The organism is Saccharopolyspora hordei (genome assembly GCF_013410345.1).
Lineage (GTDB): Bacteria > Actinomycetota > Actinomycetes > Mycobacteriales > Pseudonocardiaceae > Saccharopolyspora > Saccharopolyspora hordei.
The window spans coordinates 380,260-401,303 of record NZ_JACCFJ010000001.1; the positions used below are offsets into that span (position 1 = coordinate 380,260).

Annotated in this window: 16 protein-coding genes, 1 tRNA gene and 1 pseudogene; 3 read left to right on the top strand and 15 right to left on the bottom strand. The window is 73.0% G+C overall.

The window, feature by feature from the left end; all coding sequences use genetic code 11:
• The 4 genes from HNR68_RS01790 to HNR68_RS01805 form a co-directional block, all read right to left on the bottom strand.
• Positions 1-153, bottom strand: coding sequence for a hypothetical protein (locus HNR68_RS01790; RefSeq protein WP_179716977.1), 153 nt, complete (start codon positions 151-153; stop codon positions 1-3).
• Between the two features lie 264 nt (positions 154-417).
• Positions 418-1,053: a hypothetical protein gene (locus HNR68_RS01795; RefSeq protein WP_179716979.1), complete on the bottom strand. Its 636-nt coding sequence runs from the start codon at positions 1,051-1,053 to the stop codon at positions 418-420.
• A gap of 163 nt (positions 1,054-1,216) precedes the next feature.
• On the bottom strand, positions 1,217-2,029 hold the full coding sequence (locus HNR68_RS01800) for a DUF4231 domain-containing protein (RefSeq protein WP_179716981.1): 813 nt from the start codon (positions 2,027-2,029) through the stop codon (positions 1,217-1,219).
• Between the two features lie 259 nt (positions 2,030-2,288).
• Positions 2,289-2,894: a M23 family metallopeptidase gene (locus HNR68_RS01805; RefSeq protein WP_179716983.1), complete on the bottom strand. Its 606-nt coding sequence runs from the start codon at positions 2,892-2,894 to the stop codon at positions 2,289-2,291.
• Positions 2,895-3,483: 589 nt separating this feature from the next.
• Here HNR68_RS01805 and HNR68_RS01810 point away from each other — a divergent pair.
• Complete coding sequence (locus tag HNR68_RS01810; RefSeq protein ID WP_179716985.1) at positions 3,484-4,632, top strand: PLP-dependent transferase; 1,149 nt, start codon at positions 3,484-3,486, stop codon at positions 4,630-4,632.
• Between the two features lie 251 nt (positions 4,633-4,883).
• Here the strand turns inward: HNR68_RS01810 and HNR68_RS01815 are convergent.
• Positions 4,884-5,380: pseudogene (locus tag HNR68_RS01815) on the bottom strand (DinB family protein); the annotation flags it as partial.
• 1,050 nt (positions 5,381-6,430) lie between these two features.
• Positions 6,431-6,504: transfer RNA gene (locus HNR68_RS01820), tRNA-Thr, on the bottom strand.
• Positions 6,505-6,776: 272 nt separating this feature from the next.
• On the opposite strand from HNR68_RS01820, the gene HNR68_RS01825 reads away from it, so the two are divergent.
• Positions 6,777-7,943: a hypothetical protein gene (locus HNR68_RS01825; protein WP_343049878.1), complete on the top strand. Its 1,167-nt coding sequence runs from the start codon at positions 6,777-6,779 to the stop codon at positions 7,941-7,943.
• Here the strand turns inward: HNR68_RS01825 and HNR68_RS01830 are convergent.
• The 5 genes from HNR68_RS01830 to HNR68_RS01850 all read right to left on the bottom strand — a co-directional run bounded on the left by HNR68_RS01830 (position 7,931) and on the right by HNR68_RS01850 (position 16,134).
• A complete protein-coding gene (locus tag HNR68_RS01830) occupies positions 7,931-9,154 on the bottom strand; it encodes a DNA polymerase III subunit delta' (protein WP_179716987.1) in 1,224 nt (407 codons plus the stop codon). The two genes, HNR68_RS01825 and HNR68_RS01830, sit on opposite strands and share 13 nt — an antisense overlap.
• Positions 9,155-9,262: 108 nt before the next feature.
• A complete protein-coding gene (topA, locus tag HNR68_RS01835; protein WP_179716989.1) occupies positions 9,263-12,088 on the bottom strand; it encodes a type I DNA topoisomerase in 2,826 nt (941 codons plus the stop codon).
• 202 nt (positions 12,089-12,290) lie between these two features.
• On the bottom strand, positions 12,291-12,884 hold the full coding sequence (locus HNR68_RS01840; protein ID WP_218888164.1) for a hypothetical protein: 594 nt from the start codon (positions 12,882-12,884) through the stop codon (positions 12,291-12,293).
• Positions 12,885-13,051: 167 nt separating this feature from the next.
• Positions 13,052-13,663, bottom strand: coding sequence for a hypothetical protein (locus HNR68_RS01845; RefSeq protein ID WP_179716993.1), 612 nt, complete (start codon positions 13,661-13,663; stop codon positions 13,052-13,054).
• Positions 13,664-13,824: 161 nt separating this feature from the next.
• On the bottom strand, positions 13,825-16,134 hold the full coding sequence (locus HNR68_RS01850; protein ID WP_218888522.1) for a sodium-translocating pyrophosphatase: 2,310 nt from the start codon (positions 16,132-16,134) through the stop codon (positions 13,825-13,827).
• Positions 16,135-16,642: 508 nt separating this feature from the next.
• On the opposite strand from HNR68_RS01850, the gene HNR68_RS01855 reads away from it, so the two are divergent.
• On the top strand, positions 16,643-19,021 hold the full coding sequence (locus tag HNR68_RS01855) for a DEAD/DEAH box helicase (protein ID WP_179716997.1): 2,379 nt from the start codon (positions 16,643-16,645) through the stop codon (positions 19,019-19,021).
• A 97-nt stretch (positions 19,022-19,118) separates the two neighbouring features.
• Here HNR68_RS01855 and HNR68_RS01860 read toward each other — a convergent pair whose 3' ends face one another.
• From HNR68_RS01860 to HNR68_RS01875, 4 genes are all read right to left on the bottom strand, one after another.
• On the bottom strand, positions 19,119-19,904 hold the full coding sequence (locus HNR68_RS01860; RefSeq protein ID WP_343050438.1) for a bifunctional DNA primase/polymerase: 786 nt from the start codon (positions 19,902-19,904) through the stop codon (positions 19,119-19,121).
• 167 nt (positions 19,905-20,071) lie between these two features.
• The gene (locus HNR68_RS01865) at positions 20,072-20,419 is read right to left on the bottom strand and encodes an Rv3654c family TadE-like protein (protein WP_343049879.1); all 348 of its coding nucleotides are present in this window, start codon (positions 20,417-20,419) and stop codon (positions 20,072-20,074) included.
• A complete protein-coding gene (locus HNR68_RS01870) occupies positions 20,416-20,799 on the bottom strand; it encodes a TadE family type IV pilus minor pilin (RefSeq protein WP_179717001.1) in 384 nt (127 codons plus the stop codon). Before HNR68_RS01870 ends, HNR68_RS01865 begins: the two co-directional genes overlap by 4 nt.
• Complete coding sequence (locus HNR68_RS01875; RefSeq protein WP_179717003.1) at positions 20,799-21,008, bottom strand: DUF4244 domain-containing protein; 210 nt, start codon at positions 21,006-21,008, stop codon at positions 20,799-20,801. The genes HNR68_RS01870 and HNR68_RS01875 overlap by 1 nt, the downstream gene beginning before the upstream one ends.
• Positions 21,009-21,044 lie beyond the last annotated feature (36 nt).

Below are 21,044 nucleotides of genomic sequence, written 5' to 3' on the forward strand. Positions count from 1 at the left end.
TCATCGGCGCCGGTCAGGCCGCGGGCGCTGCTGGGCGAACCAGGCGAGCTCGGCCCGCGCGCGGGACACCGCCCGGCGCCGGAGCGCGTACCGCCGCACGCCGGGAGCGGCGAGCGCCGCACCGGTCACAGCGATGAGGACCGACCACAGCATCACGTCTCCTCCCTCCGCGAGAGGGAGAGCACACGGCTACCCGGCCGATGATGTCCACCGGGAGCACTGCACCCGTTCGGCCCAGTGCGATCACCCGTCCAGCGCAGCAGTGGTGCACGCGTCCGACCCCCGGACACGAGGATGGCCCCCGCGGTGTCACGGGGGCCATCGAGCCTGTCGTTCGGGGGCGCTGCCGGCGAGCGCTGCGGGGCACCCTCGGGCGGGGTGCGGCGGAGGCGGACGGCGTGCGGTCCGCCGCGGGGATCACCCGCCGAGCGGGCTGTGGGTGAGCAGGTCGTTGGCGGTGTCCAGCACGTCGGTCGGGGTCGCGGCCTCGCCGACAGGCAGGCCCTGGGTCAGGCCACCGGCCACGTCGGTGCTGCCGCCGGAGATGCCCAGCGGGCCATCGGTGCGGCCCAGCGTGGTGCTGTCGACGACGCCGTTGACCGTCTCGCCGACCAGGTCGACGTCGTGCGCGGGCAGGGTCGTGGGCTGGGGCTGCAGGTCGTCCAGGACCGGCGCGACACCGGTGGGCACCAGCTCCTCGGCGGCGTCCCCGGCGGCGGGCAGGACCTGCCCGACCGGGGCCACCTCGCGGACCACGCCGGTGGTGTCGACGTGCGTGCCGCCGACGGTGTCGAGCGCGTCGGTGGCGAGGCCGCTGACGCGGTCGCCGCTGCGACCGGTGAGGTGCTCCTCCAGCAGGACCACGTCGCCCACGGTCCGCTTCGCGGACTCCAGCGCGCCCGCTGCGTGGTACGCGGCCTGCGCGAGGGCGCTGTCCGCGGGCACATCGGTGGGCAGCTGCGGGGTCTCAGCGGCGTTCGCGGTGGCGGCGAAGCCGGCGGCACCGGCGCCGCCGACCAGCACAGCGGCCGCAGCCGTCAGGGTGCGCTTCATCGCAATGCTCCTCTCTGCACAGGCGGACTTCCTGTGCCGCGGCGGAGATTACGGAAGGATCACTCACCACTGTTCAGCGATCACCATGGTGGGAAATGTCGACGTTCAGTGACCGAATTCCGCGCCACGCCAATCACTTCCGGGCGACACGTCCCTCGCGCGACTACTGGCCGAGGGTGTCGATCACTGCCGTCGGCAACCGCCGCGCCTGCTCGGCCCGCAGCGCGTCCACCGCGTCGGCGAACTCCGCGTACGCCTCGCGCTCGTCGTCGAACCGCCGGTAGCGCCCGACCCGCAGCTCCACGGACTCGTACTCCCGCTCCAGGGCGTCCGCGGTGCGCTGCAGCTCGTGCGCGCGGTCCCGGTACTTCGCGTACCCCGCGAACGCCGCGGCCACCGCGACCAGCAGGCTCAGCACCACCGCGGGCCAGCGGGCGTCCACGACGGACACCGCGATCGCGGTGACCACCGCGGTCACCGCCGAGCCGCCGATGACCACCGTCTGCAGGGCGTTGTCCTTCCACCGGTCGCGGCGGGCCTCGTCGCGGTAGCGCTCGACGAGGTCCGGCAGCTGCGCCCGGTAGCGCTTGCGCGCCCCCAGCAGGTCCCCGTTCCCCAGTTCGTCCAGCAGGTGCTCGCGATACCCGTGCTCCAGCGCACGCAGTTCTGACTCCACCGCGCGGACCTTAAAGTGCTGGCCGTACAACAGCTTCGCCGACACGGCGGTGGAAGCGACCGCCAGCACGAAGATCACTCCGACAGGTATCGCGAGCCCCCATAACGCCAGCGAGAGCGCTCCCAGCCCGAGCAGCAGCAGGTTGCCCGGGACCGCCCACAGCAACCGCAACCGCTGGACCAGGCGGGCTCGGTAGAGCTGTTCAGAGCGTTCCGCGATCCGTCGTTCGCAGGTCTCCGGCCGGTTGCTCCCGGCCAGCACTCCGCCGCCGACGATCCCAGCCGTGTCCACTCGCTCCATCACTATCCTTCCAGCGCGTCGAGTGCGATCGAAGTAGCTCCCGGAGCACGACGACAATCGGCCAGGAGGGTGATGGCCCGCTCGGCTGCGCGACCCACGTCCTGCTGCGCCGAGTGATCGCCGCTGGTTCACCAGGTCGATCGCCGCGTGGTACTCCGCAGTGACAACAGCGGGTGGCGCGATCGCCGGCGGCGCGACCAGCTCCGGGCCTGACACTGTGGCAGCGCTGGGCGCGGGACGGTTCACCGGGTCCGGGGAGTCAGTCGACGAGTTCCGCGGACCGTTCGGCGTAGAACTGCACCGGGTCGACCGCTTCTCCGGAGACCTCGATCTGGAAGTGCAAGTGGGGGCCGGTGGATTCGCCGCGATCGCCCATCGTCGCGATCAGCTGTCCCGCGCGCACGTACTGGCCGACGCTGACGAACCCGTCGTCGATGTGGCCGTAGGTGGAAATGACGTCGCGCGGGTGCCGGATCCGGATCCACAGGCCGTACCCGCTGGCCGGTCCGAAATCGATGACGACTCCGTGCGACGCGGCTCGGATCGGGGTGCCCACGTCGTTGGCCACGTCGACGCCGCGGTGCACGGTCCCCCACCGCACGCCGAAACCGCTGCTGATCTCGCCCTCGGTCGGCGCGACCCACTCCGCGGCCCGCGCCGGGGCCGGCTCCGGGGTCGGCGTGGGGACCGGCGGCGGGGCCGGCGCGGCCCGCGGAGCAGCGACGTCGACGACGGAGCGGGCTGCGGGGGCGGGGTGCTCGGGACGCGCCGTGGTGGCGGCGGACAGATCGGCGCCCGCCCAGGCGAGGCTGGTCGCGACGAGGACGGCGAGACCGCCCAGCGCGGTCTTGCATCGAATTGCCATCAGATTTCCACTCCTCCCGCCTCCCGCCGCGGTGGACGGGTGGCCGGGCTGAATTCCGCAGGAGCGCCGCATTCCATTCGGCACGGCGCGTGCGCGGCTCGAAGCGATTCCAACCGAGCCCTTTCGCCGGTGCATTCCGGAATTGGTCCGATGGAATGAGCGGAACGGAATTCACGAAACCCCGCCGGAGTACTCGCGAAATCCGCCACACGGAATCGCGACGATCACGGAGAGTCCACAGTGGTCACGATTCTCGGTGAACCGAGACGGCGGGCGACGTGAATCCCCCTCCGTTCCTCACGGAGGGTGCTGCCCCTCCGATGCGCCGCCGATTCACCCCTCCGCTCCGCCGAAACTCACCCGTTCGAGCGATCTCTCGGGCGTCCCCGGGCGAGGCGAGAGCATCCCCCGGCCAACATCACTCGGACGAGGGGCCCGTCCGGGGCACGGCTACCGCGCGCGACCACCTGCTGCCCACCCCGCGCCCTGGGGCACGACCTCGCAGGTCGCGCCCCAGGGCCGTGCTCGTGCGCGGGTGGTCGCCGACTTAGGGTGGCGGCGGAATCGGTGACGCGGACGGGAGGTCGCGGTGGGCGGATCGCGGATCGAGACGGTGGCGGTGCACGGCGGTGAACGGCGACCGGGCCCGGAGGGCTCCGTGGTCTACCCCATCTACCAGAGCACCGTCTACTCGGTGCCGCCCGGGACCGAGTACCACGACCTCAGCTACATCCGGCTGAACTCCACGCCGTCGCAGACCTACCTGTACGACAAGCTCGCCGCGCTGGAGGGGACCGACGCGGCGCTGGCGACCACGTCCGGCATGGCCGCGATCTCCACGGCCCTGCACAGCGTGCTGCGTTCCGGCGACCACCTGCTCGCCGGCCACTGCCTCTACGGCGGCACGCACGACTTCCTCACCGAGCACGCCGCCGACTTCGGGTGGGAGGTCACCTTCATCGACCCGCAGCGCCCGGACACCTGGGAGGCCCGGCCGAACACGAAGGCGGTCCTGGTGGAGAGCATCGCCAACCCGCTCATGCGGGTCACCAGGCTCCGCGAGGTCGTCGAGTTCGCCCGGCGCCACGGCCTGGTCAGCCTGATCGACAACACCTTCGCCACGCCGGTGAACTTCCGCCCCGCCGAGGCCGGCTTCGACCTGGTGCTGCACAGCGCGACGAAGTACCTCAACGGGCACTCCGACATCGTCGCGGGCGTCATCGCGGGCCGCGCTGAGCTGGTGGAACGCGCCCGGACCACGGCCAACCACTTCGGCGGCAGCCTCGACCCGCACGCCGGCTTCCTGCTGGCGCGCGGGCTGAAGACGCTGGCGCTGCGCGTCCGCGCGCAGAACGCCAACGCCCAGGCCCTGGCCGAGTTCCTCGCCGCCCACCCGGGGGTCGTGGAGGTGAACTACCCGGGGCTGGCCTCGCACCCGGACCACGCGCACGCCGCCGAGCTGTTCACCGGGTTCGGCGGGATGCTCAGCATCCGGCTCGCGGGCGGCGAGGCCGCGGCCCGGGCGCTCATCGACGCGGTCCGGCTCCCCTTCAGCGCACCGAGCCTCGGCGGGGTGGAGTCGCTCATCACCCGCCCGGCCGCGACCTCGCACGCGGGCATGAGCAGGGCGGACCGCGAGGCCCTCGGCATCACCGACGACCTGGTGCGCATCAGCGTCGGCGTGGAGAACCCCGAGGACCTCGTCGAGGACTTCGCCCAGGCCCTGGCCACGCTCTGACCGGCTTCGGCCTCAGGCGGACGGGGGCGCTCGGCCGGCGGCGAGCGCGGCCAGCACCAGCACGGCCCCCAGCACGGCCGCCGCGGGCGGGGCGAGTGCGCCCGCCGAGCGAGATCGCGGTGCCGAACACCGTGACGAACAGCGCGGACACCGCCTCACGCGGGGCGCTGCCCTGGTCTGCGCCGCGCTCGTGGCTCACGTGCCGGCGGTGGGCGCCGTCGCCGCGACGGTCTGCGGGTCCTGAGGCCGCACACCCCGACGGTGCCGTCGATGGCTTCGCGGAGGAAGTCGGCGTGCCCGTTGTGGCGGGCGTACTCGATGATCACGTGGAGCACCACCGCGCGCAGCGAGGTGTCCTGCCCCCACCGGGCACTGTGGACGGTCATGTCCAGCGAGTCCGCTGCGCGGTCGATCCGCCGCGCGTGCTCGACCTCGGCCTGCCAGGCCGCGAACGCCTCCGCGCGGCCCTCGGGTCGTGGGCCCGGTGGAAGTCGCCGTCGTCCGACCAGACCAGCGGGAGGTCCTCGCCGGCGATGGTGCACCGGAACCACGCCCGCTCCACCTCGGCCATGTGCCGGACCAGGCCGAGCAGCGACAACGTCGACGGCGGGCAGGACCGCCGGCGCAACGCGTCGTCGTCCAGGACCGCGCACGTCATCGCCAGCGTGGCGCGGCGGAACTCCAGGTGGCCCCGCAGCACCTCCCGCTCGGTGCCGACGGTCGGCGGCGCGATCCGCTCCCCGACGATCCCCTGCCGTTCCACCGGGTGCACCCGGTGCTCGTCGTCGTGGTCGAGCGGCGGCGCGAGCGGTTCCCGGGCCGCGCACGGTGGAACGCCGGGGTCCTCCACCGTCCGGGGCCGGTTCAGCGAGGACGCAGTGCTGCGTCGCTCAGGCGGCCCGGCGGGCCGGCGCGGTCGCGCAGGGCTCCCGCCGGGGGTCGCGGTGCTTCGTGGTGGAGCGGATCGGGCGGGTCCCGGCGCGGCGCGAGATGCGGACGCCGGCTGTCGGAGCGGGTCGTCGAGCGATGCCGTCGTGGTGCATGGGTGCCTCGCTGGGTTGTGGGCGGGCGCCCCCGACAGTCGCCCGCCGCCGCGTGTCCCGGTGGCCGTGTAACCCACCTGGACGAGTACGAAGATCTTAACTGGGAAATCTGTGAGCGCCAGTGCTTTCTGCGACGACCGGGGCCGATCGGACGCGCGGGCGCCCAGGACGGTTCGCCGAGTCGGCCGATTCCCCGCAGCGCCCGCCCTTCGTAGACTGCGACGTCGGTCCTCCACCGACCCGCGACGTGGGGACGGCGGCCTGCCGGAGCCCGGCAGGCCCCTCCCCGAGCGCGCTCCCGGGGACACGAGCAGTCCTGGACCCCGAACGCCGGCAGTCCGCAGGTGCCGGCCCGGCAGGCCGAGGCCGCGGGTCCCTTCTGCGCACTGCCCCCGGTGCTCTCCTGGTCGCGTGAACCGGAGAACGCCGTGAGCCGCGCCGCGCCACCTCGCGCGAGCACGGTCTCGGGGCGCACCCGCTTCGCCACCTCCATCATCATCGGCCGTCTTGTTGTCGATCCCTCAGCACGGACGGCCTCGCCGTGCCCGCAGCGCGGGTGATGGTCAGGGGCCCAGGCGCACCGCGCGGCACAGCTGACGAGGGTCTCGACCGGAACTCGGTCACACTGCCCACGCGTGGCTGCCCGCGGGTGTGCCTCGGTGCGGTCGCAGTCGTGGGGGAACGACGGGGGACCCGAGCACCTGGAGACGACGAAGGCCCCGGTCCACGCGAGGGGGACCGGGGCCTTCCGGCGGAGCCGCCTGAGGGAATCGAACCCTCGACCTACGCATTACGAGTGCGTCGCTCTGGCCGACTGAGCTAAGGCGGCAGTGCGCGGTCAAGTGTAGCGGGCCCGCCCCGGGCGCTTCGCACGACCCCCGGGTGCCGCGGGCTCGGGCGTCACCCCCGAGCCCGGCGTGTCGTTGAGACGGCAGTGATGCTCGCCACAGGAGGTCCGATGCGCGCTGTTCGCCGGGTCGGGGTGTGCACCACCGTGTCGTTGGTCGTGGCCGGCCTCTCGCTGCCCGGGGCCGTCGCGCAGGGCTCACCGCGACCACCCCGATCCCCGCACCGGTCGACCCGAGCCAGCCTCCCGCGTCGGTGCCGATCCCGACGCCCGGGCCGGTCGTGGCCGGCGCCGGGACCATGGTCGGCATCGTGCGGGTCCTGCCGGGCACCGTCCCCGCCGACTCGATCTACGAGGACCCGGAGTTCGAGGACCAGCTGCCGAAGCAGTCCGTGGCCGAGGCCGGGTTGGGCCGGGCCGTCGCGCAGGCCAACTCCACCGCCTTCTTCGCGCACGAGCGGGCGATCGCCGAGGCCTCGCCCGCCGGGGTGGCGCTGTTCGGGAAGCTGCCACAGCTGCCGGTCGGGGTGGCGCAGGCCGCGCTGCCGGACCGGCCCGAGCCGGTGAGCACCCGCATCCAGCCGCCCAGTTCCCCGGCCGACCAGCTGGTCCGGCTCAGCGGGCTGGAGGGCACCGCCCACGCGCGCTGGGACCGGTACGCCGGACCGTGCGTGTCACCGATCGCCGACGCCCGGTACTCGCTCGGCAGCGCCTCCGCCGGCACCGCGCTCCCGGGCCGGCCGCTCGACGGCGGCCCGCTGCTGCAGGTGCCGGGCACCGCGCAGGCGCACTCCAGCGTGCGGCTCGTCGACGTGCCGGGCCAGGCCACCGAGGCCGTGCGGTCCACGTCGGACCTCTCGCTGGCCGGCGTCCGGCTCTTCGCCGGGACCCCGCACGAGGTCGCGGTCGACGTGGTCGGCACACCGCGGCTGACCGCGACCGCCACCGGCGACCCCGCGACGTCCACAGTGGAGCACGAGGCGCCGGTGCTGCGGGTCTCGCGCGGCGGTCAGGAGATCGGCGTGCTCGACCCGGCGCACCCGCGCCTGGACGTCCCGCTGCCCGCGCTCGACGCCGGGGTGCTGCGGCTGGCGCTCGGCGAGCTGGAGCAGCACGTGGCCGGCACCGAGGTCCGCGCCCAGGCGCGGCTGTTCGACCTCCAGGTCCTGCGGGGGCACGCGGTCGGCCTGCCGACCTCGCTGGTGCAGGCGTCCTTCGGCGAGCAAGCCGTCCAGGCCAGCGCACCCGAGGGCGGCGTGGACTGCACGACCGCACCCGCACCGGCGGCGCTGGCCGCCGCACCGCCGACGACGCCCCTGCCGCCCAGCAGCTCCGGCGTGGATCCGGCGCTCTGGACCAGCGCCGCGCTGCTGCTCCTGGGCGGCACCCTCGCCGTGCTGAGCAGGCGTCAGCCGGTGTAGAGGGTGGCCAGCATCGCCTCCACCGCGATGATCGGCTTCACGTTCTGGGTCAGCGCGACCCGGCACTCCAGCACCGCCTCGAGCCGGCGCAGCGCCGACTCCGAGGTCCACTCCTCCGCGGCCTTCCGGATCGACCGCTCGAAGTCCGGGTGGTTCAGCGGCGCGGACGAGCCCGCCCGGGTGACCAGGACGTCCCGGTAGAAGCCCGCCAGGTCGACCAGCGCCAGGTCGAGCGCGTCGCGCTGGGAGCGGGTGGCGCGCGACTTCTGCCGCTTCTCCAGCTCCTTCAGCGCCGCGTTGGCACCCCGGGTGGCCGCGGCCGTGCCCTTGCCGGTGCCGCCCGCGCCCATCGCGGTCTTGAGCTCTTCCTTCTCCGCCTCGTTGCGCTCCTCGTTCGCCGTGACCGCCTCGGTCTCGGCCAGCTTCACCAGGCCCGTCGCCGCGGTGAAGACGTCCGAGAACCGGCGCAGGCCCAGCGGGATGCGCAGCACCGACTCGCGCCGCTCGCGCGCCTCCTCGTCGGTGGCCAGCCGCCGCGCGCGGCCGATGTGCCCGCCGCACACCGAGGCCGCCCACCGCGCCAGCTCGGGCTCCACGCCGTCGCGCTCCTGCAGGACCTCGGCGATGGCGTCCGCCAGCGGGGTGCGCAGCTGCACCACGCGGCAGCGGGAACGGATGGTGACCGACACGTCCTCCGGGTGGTCCGACGGCGCGCAGAGCAGGAACACCGTGCGCGGCGGCGGCTCCTCCACCGCCTTGAGCAGCGCGTTCGACGCGCCCTCGGTGAGGCGGTCGGAGTCCTCGACGAGCACGATGCGCCAGTCGCCGGTGGTCGGCCGGCGGGCCGCCGCCTGCACCAGCGACCGCATCTCCGCGACCGAGATCGACAGGCCCTCCGGCACCACCAGGCGCACGTCGGCGTGGGTGCCGTGCAGGACGGTGCGGCAGGCCGTGCAGGTCCCGCAGCCCGCCACCTCGGGGTCGGTGCACTGCAGGGCCGCGGCGAAGGCGCGCGCCGCGATCGAGCGCCCGGAGCCGGGCGGGCCGGTGAACAGCCAGGCGTGCGTCATGGCCCCCGGCGGGACCGGTTCGCCCCGCACCTGGCTCCGGGCCGCGCGCACCGCCGCGTGCAGCGTGCGCACCGCCTCGGGCTGTCCGACGACCTCCGCCCACACCCCGGTGTGCGGCTGCTCCGGAGCGTCGGTCCGCATCGCGTGGCCTCCCGTGGGTCGTGAGTGCGTGAGCCGGTTGGAGGCGGCTTCCGCGCTCACGACTCTACGGGGCCGCCACGACGCCGGACGGGGGCCTCAGCGCGGCGCTCACGACGACTTCGACGAGGAACTGGCCTTCTTCTTGGTCGTCGTGCTCGTGGACTTCTTGGCCGCCGCGGTCTTCGTGCTGGTGGACTTCTTCGCGGTGCTGGTCGACTTCTTCGTCGAGGCCTTCTTCTTGGCCGGGGCCTTGGCCCGGCGCTCCGCGAGCAGCTCCACCGCGCGGTCCATGGTCAGCGACTCCACGTCGTCGCCCTTGCGCAGCGACGCGTTGGTCTCGCCGTCGGTGACGTACGGACCGAACCGCCCGTCCTTGATCACCACCGGCTTGCCGGTGTCCGGTGCCTCCCCGAGCTCCCGCAGCGGTGCCGCGGCCGCCCGCCGCCCGCGCTGCTTGGGCTGCTCGTAGATCTTCAGCGCTTCCTCGAGGGTGATCGAGAAGATCTGCTCCTCGGTCTCCAGCGACCGCGAGTCCGTGCCCTTCTTCAGGTACGGGCCGTAGCGGCCGTTCTGCGCGGTGATCTCGGTGCCGGTCTCCGGGTCGGTGCCCACCACGCGCGGCAGCGACAGCAGCTTCAGCGCGTCCTCGAGGGTGACGGTGTCCAGCGACATCGACTTGAACAGGCTGCCGGTGCGCGGCTTGCCCTTGCTGCCCTCGGGCAGGACCTCGGTGACGTACGGGCCGAACCGGCCCTCCTTGGCGACGATCTCGTGCCCCGTCTCCGGGTCGGTCCCCAGGCTGCGGCCCTCCATCGGAGTGGCGAAGAGCTTCTCCGCGATCTCCATGGTCAGCTCGTCCGGCGGCAGGTCGTCGGGCAGGTTCGCCCGCTGCGACGAGCCGTCCTCCAGGGTCCGCTCCAGGTAGGGCCCGTAGCGGCCGACGCGCACGTAGACGGTGCGGCCCTGGTCGTCGGTGAACATCGGGATCGAGTTGATCTCGCGCGGGTCGATCTCCTCGACGCCCGAGCCGACCAGCTTCTTGAGCCCGCCGGCGCGGCCGATCGAGTGGTCCGGGCCCACGTCACCGCCGAAGTAGAAGCCGTTCAGCCAGCTGGTGCGCTGCTCGCGCCCCTCGGCGATCCGGTCGAGCTCGTCCTCCAGCGTCGCGGTGAAGTCGTAGTCCACCAGCCGCTCGAAGTGCTTCTCCAGCAGCCCGACCACGGCGAAGGCGATCCACGACGGGACCAGGGCCGAGCCCTTCTTCCACACGTAGCCGCGCTCCTGCACGGTGCTGATGATCGAGGCGTAGGTCGACGGGCGGCCGATGCCCAGCTCCTCCATCGTCTTGACCAGGCTCGCCTCGGTGAAGCGCGGCGGCGGGTTGGTGCGGTGCCCGTCGGGCTGCAGCTCCGGCGCAGTGACCGGCTGGTCCTCCACCAGCTGCGGCAGCCGGGACTCGGCGTCGTCGGCGACCCCACCGGCCTCCGAGTCGACCGCCTCGACGTAGGCCTTGAGGAAGCCGGGGAAGGTGATGGTGCGACCGGACGCGGCGAACGTGCACTCCTCGCCGCTGGCCGCGGTGCCGGTGATGCGCACCGACAGCGTGGTGCCCTTGGCGTCGGCCATCTGCGAGGCGATGGTGCGCTGCCAGATCAGCTCGTACAGCTTGAACCCGTCGACGTCGTTGCCGAGCTCGGCCGCGACCGCGCCCGGGGTGCGGAAGCTCTCGCCCGCCGGGCGGATCGCCTCGTGCGCCTCCTGCGCGTTCTTGACCTTGCGGGTGTACTGGCGCGGCTGCGGCGACAGGTACTGCTCGCCGTAGAGGTCGCGGGCCTGGTTGCGGGCCGCCGCGATCGCCGTCTCGGACAGCGTCGTGGAGTCGGTCCGCATGTAGGTGATGTAGCCGTTCTCGTACAGCCGCTGCGCCGTGCGCATCGTGCGGTCCGCCGAGAAGCGCAGCTTGCGGCTGGCCTCCTGCTGCAGCGTGGAGGTCATGAACGGCGCGTAGGGCTTGCGCGTGTACGGCTTCTCCTCGGCGCTGGTGACGCGCAGCTGCACGTCGGTCAGCGCGGAGGCCAGCGCGCGGGCCTCGTCCTCGGACAGCACCCGCGCGTCGGCGTTCTTCAGCTGCCCGTCCGGGCCGAAGTCGCGCCCGGTGGCCAGCTTCGCGCCGTCCACCGCGACCAGGCGGGCGCCGAAGCGGCGCGGCGAGGCGTCCGGGCCGGCGTCCATCGTCGCCGAGATGTCCCAGTAGTCGGCAGGCACGAACTTGATCCGCTCGCGCTCGCGCTCGACCACGATCCGGGTCGCCACGGACTGCACGCGGCCCGCCGAGAGCTTCGGCATGACCTTCTTCCACAGCACCGGGCTGACCTCGTAGCCGTACAACCGGTCCAGGATGCGGCGGGTCTCCTGCGCGTCGACCAGGGCGTGGTCCAGGTCGCGCGGGTTGGCGGCGGCCGCCTGGATGGCCGACTCGGTGATCTCGTGGAACACCATCCGGCGCACCGGCACCTTCGGCTTGAGCGTCTCCAGCAGGTGCCAGGCGATCGCTTCGCCCTCGCGGTCACCGTCGGTGGCGAGGTAGAGCTCGTCGGCCTGCTTGAGCGCGTCCTTCAGCTCGGTGACGGTCGCCTTCTTGTCGGCGGAGACCAGGTAGAGCGGCTCGAAGTCGTTCTCGACGTCCACGCCCAGACGTGCCCAGGCCTGCCCCTTGTACTTCTCCGGCACGTCCTTGGCGTTCTTGGGCAGGTCGCGGATGTGGCCACGGGAGGACTCGACGATGAAGCCCGAGCCCAGGAACGAGGCGATCTTCTTGGCCTTCGCAGGCGACTCGACGATCACCAGGCGCCGACCCGCGGAGCCAGCCCCGTTGGAGGACCCCGAAGCCCGGCTGGCCCCGCCAGCCTTCTTCGTCCGTGTCGACCCAGCCACGCTTACCTGCTCTCTTCTCCCGGAAGCATCCTTCGCTACCCGACAAGTTCCTCAGTGTGCCCCGTGCGCAGTTCTGTGCGCCGCCCGGGAATGCACAGGGTTGCACACAACACGCCCAAGCACGTCGACGTCTCGCCCTGGGAACGTATCGGGTGACCGCGGTGTTCCGTTGCGTGACCTGGCGTGATGTGCATCAAAGCGGTCACGACACGAGCGGCCACGTTCGCTCGATCGCACCATCGGGCGTGGGGCCGACCAGCTCCGCGAGCCGGGCCAGACGGCGGCGCCCGGTGACGCGCAGCGCCGGGCCACCGGCGCGCGGTCCGACCGCCTTGGTCGGCAGTCCGCAGCCGAGCAGCGCCGCGGCCAGCGGCGCGTGCGTGCCGGGGGCGTGCGGGTCGAGCCCGAGGCGGTAGCCGCCGGGCTCGGCGGAGCCCGCGGTCAGCGCCCAGATCCGCAGGGCGGCGCCGTCCGGGACGTACCCGGGCGGGACGGACTTGACCGCACCCCGCAGCCACGTCGCGGCGAGGCCGGTGAGGTCGGCGCGGAACGCCGTGCGGACCAGCGGGTGCCCTTCGTCGGAGCGGCCGAGCTGGGCGTCCACCCCGCGCTCGGCGCAGGCCTCGACCAGCGCGCGGGCGCGCCACTCGGCGTCGACCACGACCGACAGCCGGGCAGCGGTGCCGCGACCGAAGCCGACCGCCTGTCCCGGCCCGCACAGCATGCCCGCCAGGTCGGCGATGGCGGGTTCCCGCGCCTCGGCCGAGTAGAAGGACAGCTGGTCCACGGCCCGCATGCTAGAACAGCCGTTCGAGCTCCGCCAAGCTTTCCACTCGTTCGAGCGAGCAGCGCCCACGGTGAGGAGGCGTGACGGGCACCTGTCGCCAGCGGGGTCGGCGCAAGGTGCCCGTCACGCGCTCAGGTCCCGGTACCCGCCCGCACGGGGGCGGGGCGCACCCCGGATCAGCGGGGTGGTTGTTGCTGCGGGGGCTGCGGGGGCTCGAAGAACGACGCGCACTCGGGGGCCTGGTGGACCGCCGCGTTCAGCTCCTGGTTCTGCTCCAACTGCGCGAGCTCGTCCTGCAGCTCGAGCTGACCGCCCTTGTCCAGCTCCTGCTGGACCGCGGTCATGCCGTCCTGGAAGCGCTGCTTGTCGGTCGGGTCGACCTGCTCGGCCTTCTCCCGCGCCCCGCGCAGCACGTCGCCGATCTGCGTGAAGCTCTGCTGGAACCCGGCGCCGAGCTGCTCAGCGCCCTCGACCGGCGGGGCGCCCAGGTCCTGCAGGCCGCGCGCCGTGTCGTCGGCGGAGCGCGCGGCGGCGTCGATGCGCTCGATCACCGACTCCTTCATCGCCGCGGTGTTGCTCCGGTCGACCGCCGGCAGGTTCTCCTGGCTCTCGCTGAACCCGGTGACCAGGTCGCACATCCCGCCGGCCCAGGCGACCGCCTCGGCGCTCGGCGCGGGCGGCTTCGGGGCGGGTTGCGGCGCGGCACCCTGGCCACCGCCCCCGGCACACCCGGCCAGCACGAGCGGGACGGCAGCCAGCGCCGCGAGGGACGTCGGACGGAAGTTCATGCGCACTCCTCGCACGGTTGCCTTCGGCGTGCGCCCCGACTCTCCCGCACGGCTCCCGCCGTCCCACAACCCGGGGTCCACCCCGCGCCGAAGCCCCAGCGCACGACGGAGGGCGCCTCCCCCGAGGGGGAAGACGCCCTCCGTGCGGACCGGCGCGCGCGTCAGGACGGAGCGCCGTTGATCGCCTTGTCGTCGGACGGGGACGACTCCGCGATCGCCGTCGAGCGGCGCTTGGAGATCACCACCGCGGCGACGATGACCGCGACCGCCACCACCGCGATGCCGATGCGCACCGCGGGGTTCGTGCCCGTCCCGACGGTGAAGGCCACCACGGCCGGCGCGATCAGCACCGACACCAGGTTCATCACCTTCAGCAGCGGGTTGATGGCCGGGCCCGCGGTGTCCTTGAACGGGTCACCGACGGTGTCACCGATGACCGTGGCGGCGTGCGCCTCGGAGCCCTTGCCGCCGTGGTGGCCGTCCTCGACCAGCTTCTTCGAGTTGTCCCACGCGCCACCCGAGTTGGCCAGGAAGATGGCCATCAGGGTGCCGGTGGCGATGGCACCGGCGAGGTAGCCGGCCAGCGGGCCGACGCCGAGGCCGAAGCCGACCGCGATCGGCGCCATCACCGCGAGCAGACCGGGGGTGGCCAGCTCGCGCAGCGAGTCGCGGGTGCAGATGTCGACCACCCGGCCGTACTCGGGGCGCTCCGAGCCGTCCATGATCCCGGGCTTGTCCTTGAACTGCCGGCGCACCTCGTAGACCACGGCGCCCGCGGCGCGGGAGACCGCGTTGATCGCCAGCCCGGAGAACAGGAACACCACGGAACCGCCGATGATCACGCCGACCAGCACGTCCGGCGCGTAGACGAAGAACTCCGTGGAGCTGAGCTCGCCCGCCACGTCCGCCAGCGCCGCGCCGATCGCGTCGGTGTAGGAGCCGAACAGCGCGGTCGCGGCCAGCACCGCGGTGGCGATCGCGATGCCCTTGGTGATCGCCTTGGTGGTGTTGCCGACCGCGTCGAGCTCGGTGAGGATCTGCGCGCCCTCGCCCTCGACGTCGCCGGACATCTCCGCGATGCCCTGGGCGTTGTCGCTGACCGGGCCGAAGGTGTCCATCGCGACGATCACGCCGACGGTGGTGAGCAGACCGCACCCGGCCAGGGCGATGGCGAACAGCGCCACCGGCAGCGACCCGGACAGCAGGAACGCGCCGAACACCGCCGCGCCGATGATCAGCGCGGTGAAGACGGCGGACTCGAAGCCGACCGACATGCCGGAGAGGATCACCGTCGCCGCACCGGTCAGCGACGACTTGCCGACGTCGCGCACCGGGCGGTGCTCGGTGCCGGTGAAGTACCCGGTCAGCTTGAGGATGACCACCGCCAGCAGGATGCCGATGACCACCGCGACCAGCGCGATGACCGCCGGGTTGCCGCTGGTGCCCTGCAGGGCGGGCGGCACCCCGGTGAGGTCGGAGAACGAGCTCGGCAGGTACAGCAGCGCGGCGACCGCGCACAGCACCGCCGAGATGCCCGCCGAGATGTAGAACGACCGGTTGATCGCCACGAGCGCGTTCTCCCCGGCGCGGGCCTTGGTGATGTAGACGCCGATCACCGCGGTGAGCACGCCGATGGCGGGCACGATCAGCGGGAACAGCAGGCCGTGCAGGCCGAACGCGGCGGTGCCGAGGATCAGCGAGGCCACCAGGGTCACCGCGTAGGACTCGAACAGGTCGGCCGCCATGCCGGCGCAGTCGCCGACGTTGTCACCCACGTTGTCGGCGATGGTGGCGGCGTTGCGCGGGTCGTCCTCGGGGATGTTCTGCTCGACCTTGCCGACCAGGTCGGCACCCACGTCGGCGGCCTTGGTGAAGATGCCGCCACCGACACGCATGAACATGGCCAGCAGGGCGGCGCCGAAGCCGAAGCCCTCCAGCACGCGCGGCGCGCCCCCGGCGTAGACCAGCACCACCAGCGCGGCGCCGAACAGGCCGAGGCCGACCGTGGTCATGCCGACCACGCCACCGGTGCGGAACGCGACGCGCATCGCCTTCTCGCGCCCCGAACCGGCTTCGCGGGCGGCCGCCGCGACGCGCACGTTGGCGCGGGTGGACAGCCACATGCCGAGGTAGCCGATGGCGGCGGAGAACGCGGCGCCGAACAGGAAGAAGATCGAGCGCCCGATCTGTTCGCCGACGGTCTCGGCGGGCAGCGCGAACAGCAGCAGGAACACGATGACCGCGAAGATCGCCAGGGTGCGGAACTGCCGGTTCAGGTAGGCCGAGGCGCCCTCCTGCACGCCCTTGGCGATGTCCTGCATCGCGGTGGTGCCCTGGCCTGCGGACAGCACCTCCCTGATCAGGACGTATCCGAAGGCCAACGCGGCCAGGGCGATCACCATGACCACGCCGACGACTGCGTAGTCGGCGCCGCCGAGTTCGATCCCGGTGACTTGTTGGGCGAGGTCCATCCGGGTGTGCGAGCTCGGTGGTGCAGCGCCCTGGGCCCAGCCGTGCTGGACCGGGGTGAGCAGGGACATCCGTCCTCCTGGGTTGTGCTCGGTTCAGCACCGGAGGCGGGCTCTCCGACCGGCTCCGGTGCGCGGTATGCGGCCCCGCCCGGTACGGCCCGTGATCGTGCGCTGGCCGTCCGTGGCGACGTCGTGGCTCGGGAGTCTATTCAGGCCTCAAGTGGCTTACCTCACGGTGTGATACGCACCTCTCTCCGACGTGGGAATTCGTTACGGGTTGATCGATTCACCACGGTGCTTGATCACCCGAACGGGCCGATCTTGATTTGGACCGATCGGGTGACATGAGGTATAGGCGCGTGCCCGCAGGATCCACTCGGCTCCGCCAGTCGTCAGCGGACCACCGGCCCCGCCGCCGGAGAACCATCCGATCGTGGGATACCGACACAGCTGCGCGGAACCGGAACTCGTGCGCAGCGATCGAATCGCCCTGTGCGAGGCTCGCGATGTGGGCGCAGCGGAACAGGACAAGGGCACGCGGCTGCTGGACCGCGTGCTGGCCGGGGTCCCGGCCGGTGAATCACCCGTCCGCCACGTCGCGCAGCTGCCGAACCGCCCGGCCCGCACCGCCGACTGGCCCGAGTGGGTGCCCGAGCGCCTGGTGGACGCCCTCCGGGAGCGCGGCGCCGAGCGGCCGTGGGTGCACCAGGTCGACGGAGCGGAAGCCGTGCGGGCCGGCGAGCACGTGGTCGTCGCGACCGGCACGGCGTCGGGCAAGTCGCTGGTCTACCAGCTGCCGGTGCTGACCCGGCTGCTGGAGCACCCCCGCGCGACCGCCCTCTACCTGGCGCCCACCAAGGCGCTGGGCGCCGACCAGCTGCGCACCGTCGAGGAGCTCGGCCTCAAGGAGGTCCGCGCGGCCGCCTTCGACGGCGACACCCCGCAGGTGGAGCGGGACTGGGTCCGCGCGCACGGGCGGTGGGTGTTCACCAACCCGGACATGCTGCACTACGGGATCCTGCCCGGGCACAGCCGGTGGGCCCGGTTCTTCCGGCAGCTCACGCACGTCGTGGTGGACGAGTGCCACACCTACCGCGGGGTGTTCGGCTCGCACGTCGCGCTGCTGCTGCGCCGGCTGCGCCGGGTCGCGCAGCACTACGGCGCGGACCCGGTGTTCGTGCTCGCCTCCGCCACCGTGTCCGCCCCCGAGGCGCTGGCCGAACGCCTCACCGGCACGCCCTGCCGCGCCATCACCGACGACGGCTCGCCGCGCGGGGCGCGGACCATCGCGCTCTGGGAACCTCCGCTGCTGGAGGAGGTCAGCGGCGAGAACGGCGCGCCGGTGCGCCGGGCGGCGGGCACCGAGGCCGCGCGGATCATGACGGACCTGGTCATCGAGGACGCCCGGACGCTGGCGTTCATCCAGTCCCGGCGCGGCGTCGAGCTGGCCGCGCTCACCGCGCAGCGCGCTCTGTCCGACGTGGACGGATCGCTGTCCGGCAAGGTCGCCCCCTACCGCGGCGGGTACCTGCCCGAGGAGCGGCGCGAGCTGGAGCGCTCGCTGCTCACCGGCGAACTGCGCGCGGTGGCCACCACCAACGCGCTGGAGCTGGGCGTGGACATCTCCGGGCTGGACGCCGTCGTGGTCGCCGGCTACCCGGGCACGCTGGCCTCGTTCTGGCAGCAGGCCGGCCGCGCCGGGCGGGACGGCGAGGGGGCGCTGGTGGTGTTCGTGGCCCGGGACGACCCGCTGGACACCTACCTGGTGCACCACCCGCCCGCGATGCTCGACCGGCCGGTCGAGGCGACCGTGCTCGACCCGACCAACCCGTACGTGCTCGAACCGCACCTGGCCTGCGCCGCCGCGGAGCTGCCGCTCGACGAGGAGTCGTTCGAGGTCTTCGGCGGTGACGCGGCGCGGCAGGCGGTGCAGGCGCTCACCGCGGAGGGAGTGCTGCGCAAGCGACCGCACGGCTGGTTCTGGACCTCCCGCGAACGCCCGCACCGCACCGTCGAGCTGCGCGGCGCCGGTGGTCACCCGGTCGCCGTGGTGGAGGGCGACTCCGGTCGGATGCTGGGCACCGTGGACCCGGACTCCGCCTGCGCCACCGTGCACCCGGGGGCGGTGTACCTGCACCGCGGCGAGTCCTTCGTGGTGGACGAACTGGACCTGGAGACCGGGATCGCGCTGGTGCACGAGGAGAGCCCGGACTGGACGACCTCGCCGCGCTCCGTCGTGGACATCTCGGTGCTGCGGACGATCGAGCGGTGGGACACCGGGCGAGGGGTGACGGTCTGCCTCGGCGAGGTGGAGGTGACCTCGCAGGTCGTCGGCTACCTCCGGAAGCGCCCGTCCGGCCAGGTGCTCAACCAGGTGGCGCTGGACCTGCCGGCGCAGACCCTGCTGACCCGCGCGGTCTGGTACACGGTCAGCGACGAACTGCTGGTGGGCAGCGCACCGGGGGGCGCCGGGCTGGAACCGGCGCGCATCCCCGGTGCGCTGCATGCCGCCGAGCACGCGGCGATCGGCCTGCTACCGCTGTTCGCGACCTGCGATCGTTGGGACATCGGCGGGGTGTCCACCGCGATGCACGCCGACACCGGGGAGGCAACGGTGTTCGTGCACGACGGGCATCCGGGAGGGGCCGGATTCGCCGATCGCGGTCATGCCGCATTGGTCCCGTGGTTGGCCGCAACGCGGGAAGCCATCGCTTCCTGCGAGTGCCCGGCTGGGTGCCCGTCCTGCGTTCAGTCGCCCAAGTGCGGGAACGGCAACGAACCGCTGGACAAGGCGGGGGCGGTGGCTGTGCTCGACGCGGTGTCGACCGTGCTCGGGGGAAGCACCGGTGGACCGGCTGGGCTCCACGACCGGTCACGGCAGGCCTGAGCACCGGAGGGGACGGGGTGTGCTCGGCCGGGTCCGGTCGTGTCGGGGGAGCCTGGTGCGCGGGCCGATCCACCCGGCGCCAGCACGGTCGACAGGTTCACTTGCCTGCCGCGACGAGTTCCGCCACGTCTGCGTTGTTGTCAAGCTCCTCGCGACCCGCGCGGATCGCGTCCTGCACGAAGTCCGGGGTGGGCAGCTGCCAGGCGCAGACCTCCGGCTTGACCCGCCAGTGCACCGCACCGCCCGGGTAGGCCGAGGGCGGCATGGGCACCCAGCTCCCCTGACCGTGCACGCGGATCCCCGGCACGTCGGCCAGGTCCGCGGCGAGCTCGCCGCCACTGGCCATGAGGAAGTACCAGCGACCCGCCGGGGTCGCCACGATCGGCACCGGGAAGCCCAGGGCGCGCAGCACCGAGGCAGCGGCGCGGCCGAGGACCGCGTCGACCTCGAGCGCGTCGACGGTGTGCCCGGTGGCGATCAGCAAGCTGTACGGGTGTTCGGCCCACCAGGCCGTGACCTCGTCCGGGTTGGTCCCCAGCCGCGTCTGCCAGTCGCGGTGCACCGGCATCGGGCCGCGCTCCTGGCGACCGTGCCGACCGATCCACCTGTCACCGTCGGGATGGGTTCCGGGAAGCACCGGCCAACCACGCGACGCGAATCCGATCGCCTGCACGCGCAGTTCGATCCGGCTGCTCGTCAACCCGGCCGGGTGGGCCGGGACGCCGCGGAAGGCGCCTTGCCACCTCTCCGCAGACCATTGCATCTGTTCCGCCTCCTTGCTCCACAGTGGGCGGTGGACCGGCGGTCTCGGGGGAACCACCTGTTCTCGACCTCGTTGTCGAAGAACCTTCGGTCTTCCGCTCACACCACCAATCAACGGCATGCCACCCCGATGAGTACAGCCCCCGTCGGCGACCGGTCGCTCAGCCGCGACGAACGTCCCTCGGCGCAACACCACCGCTGAAAGATCACCCGGCTGAGCGGCTCTCGGAGCGCGGTCGCCACGGAGGTCGCCGACCGTTCGTCGACCGTTCGTCGCCGCGGGACCGATCAGTCGCCGACCGGTCCCGCGTGCGCTCGTGCGCTGGCCTTCTGTCCCGGCAGCAGGCTGATCGGGAGATCAGCTTCCACGGTCACGCGGGCGTTCCACCCCTCGAGCCTGCAGTCGGTGACCGCCGTCCGCATGCCGTCGGCCACCTCCGTCGCGCGTGCGCACGCCGGCCCGGTCCCGCGCACGGCGTGCGCGGCCGCGGCCAGCGCCGCGAGGTCGGCCGCGCCTTCCGCGCGGTGCCGGGCGACGGTGGCCGCGCCGAGCTGGAGGACGAGCACGAGCAGCGCGAGCAGTGCCAGCGCCACGACCGCGGACGCCGCCGTGGCCGCGCCCCGGTCCCCGTTCACCGCACCTCCTGCCCGTCGACGCCCGGCTCCAGCACCGCGACCGCCCGCGCGTGCAACCAGCGCCCGGGCAGCTGCGCGGGGAGCGGCACGCTGACCTCGGTGCGGACGACGTCGCCGTCCACCTGCACCGCCAGTGCCGCGCCGGACGGCGCGAGCCGGCCGACCACCTCGTCGACGCGGGCCCGCTCGCCGCGCGCCACCAGCCGCGCGGCCGCCACCGCCGCGTCCGTGCAGCGGAGGTGGTCGACCAGCGCCCCGGTACCGGCGAGAGCGAGCGCGAACACGGCGATCACCGAGCAGATGCCCAGCGCGGCTTCGACCGTCACCGCCCCGCGGTCGGGTTCCTCCGCGGGGCGCGGCGCCGTTCGCGTCACGGGCATCAGAGACCACCGCTGTCCAGGCTGCGTTCGATGAGCCCGGCGAGCGCCTCCTTGATGGTGCCGCCAGTGACGATCTCGAACAGCAGCGAGGCGAACGCGACCGCCGCGACCGTGCCCATGGCGTACTCCGCGGTCGTCATCCCGCCATCACCGCGCAACAACGCGCGGAGCCGCTGGACCGTGAGCACCCACGTGTTCCGTTCCGCCATCTCTCTTCCCTCCACAGTGGATCGTTCGTGATTCCT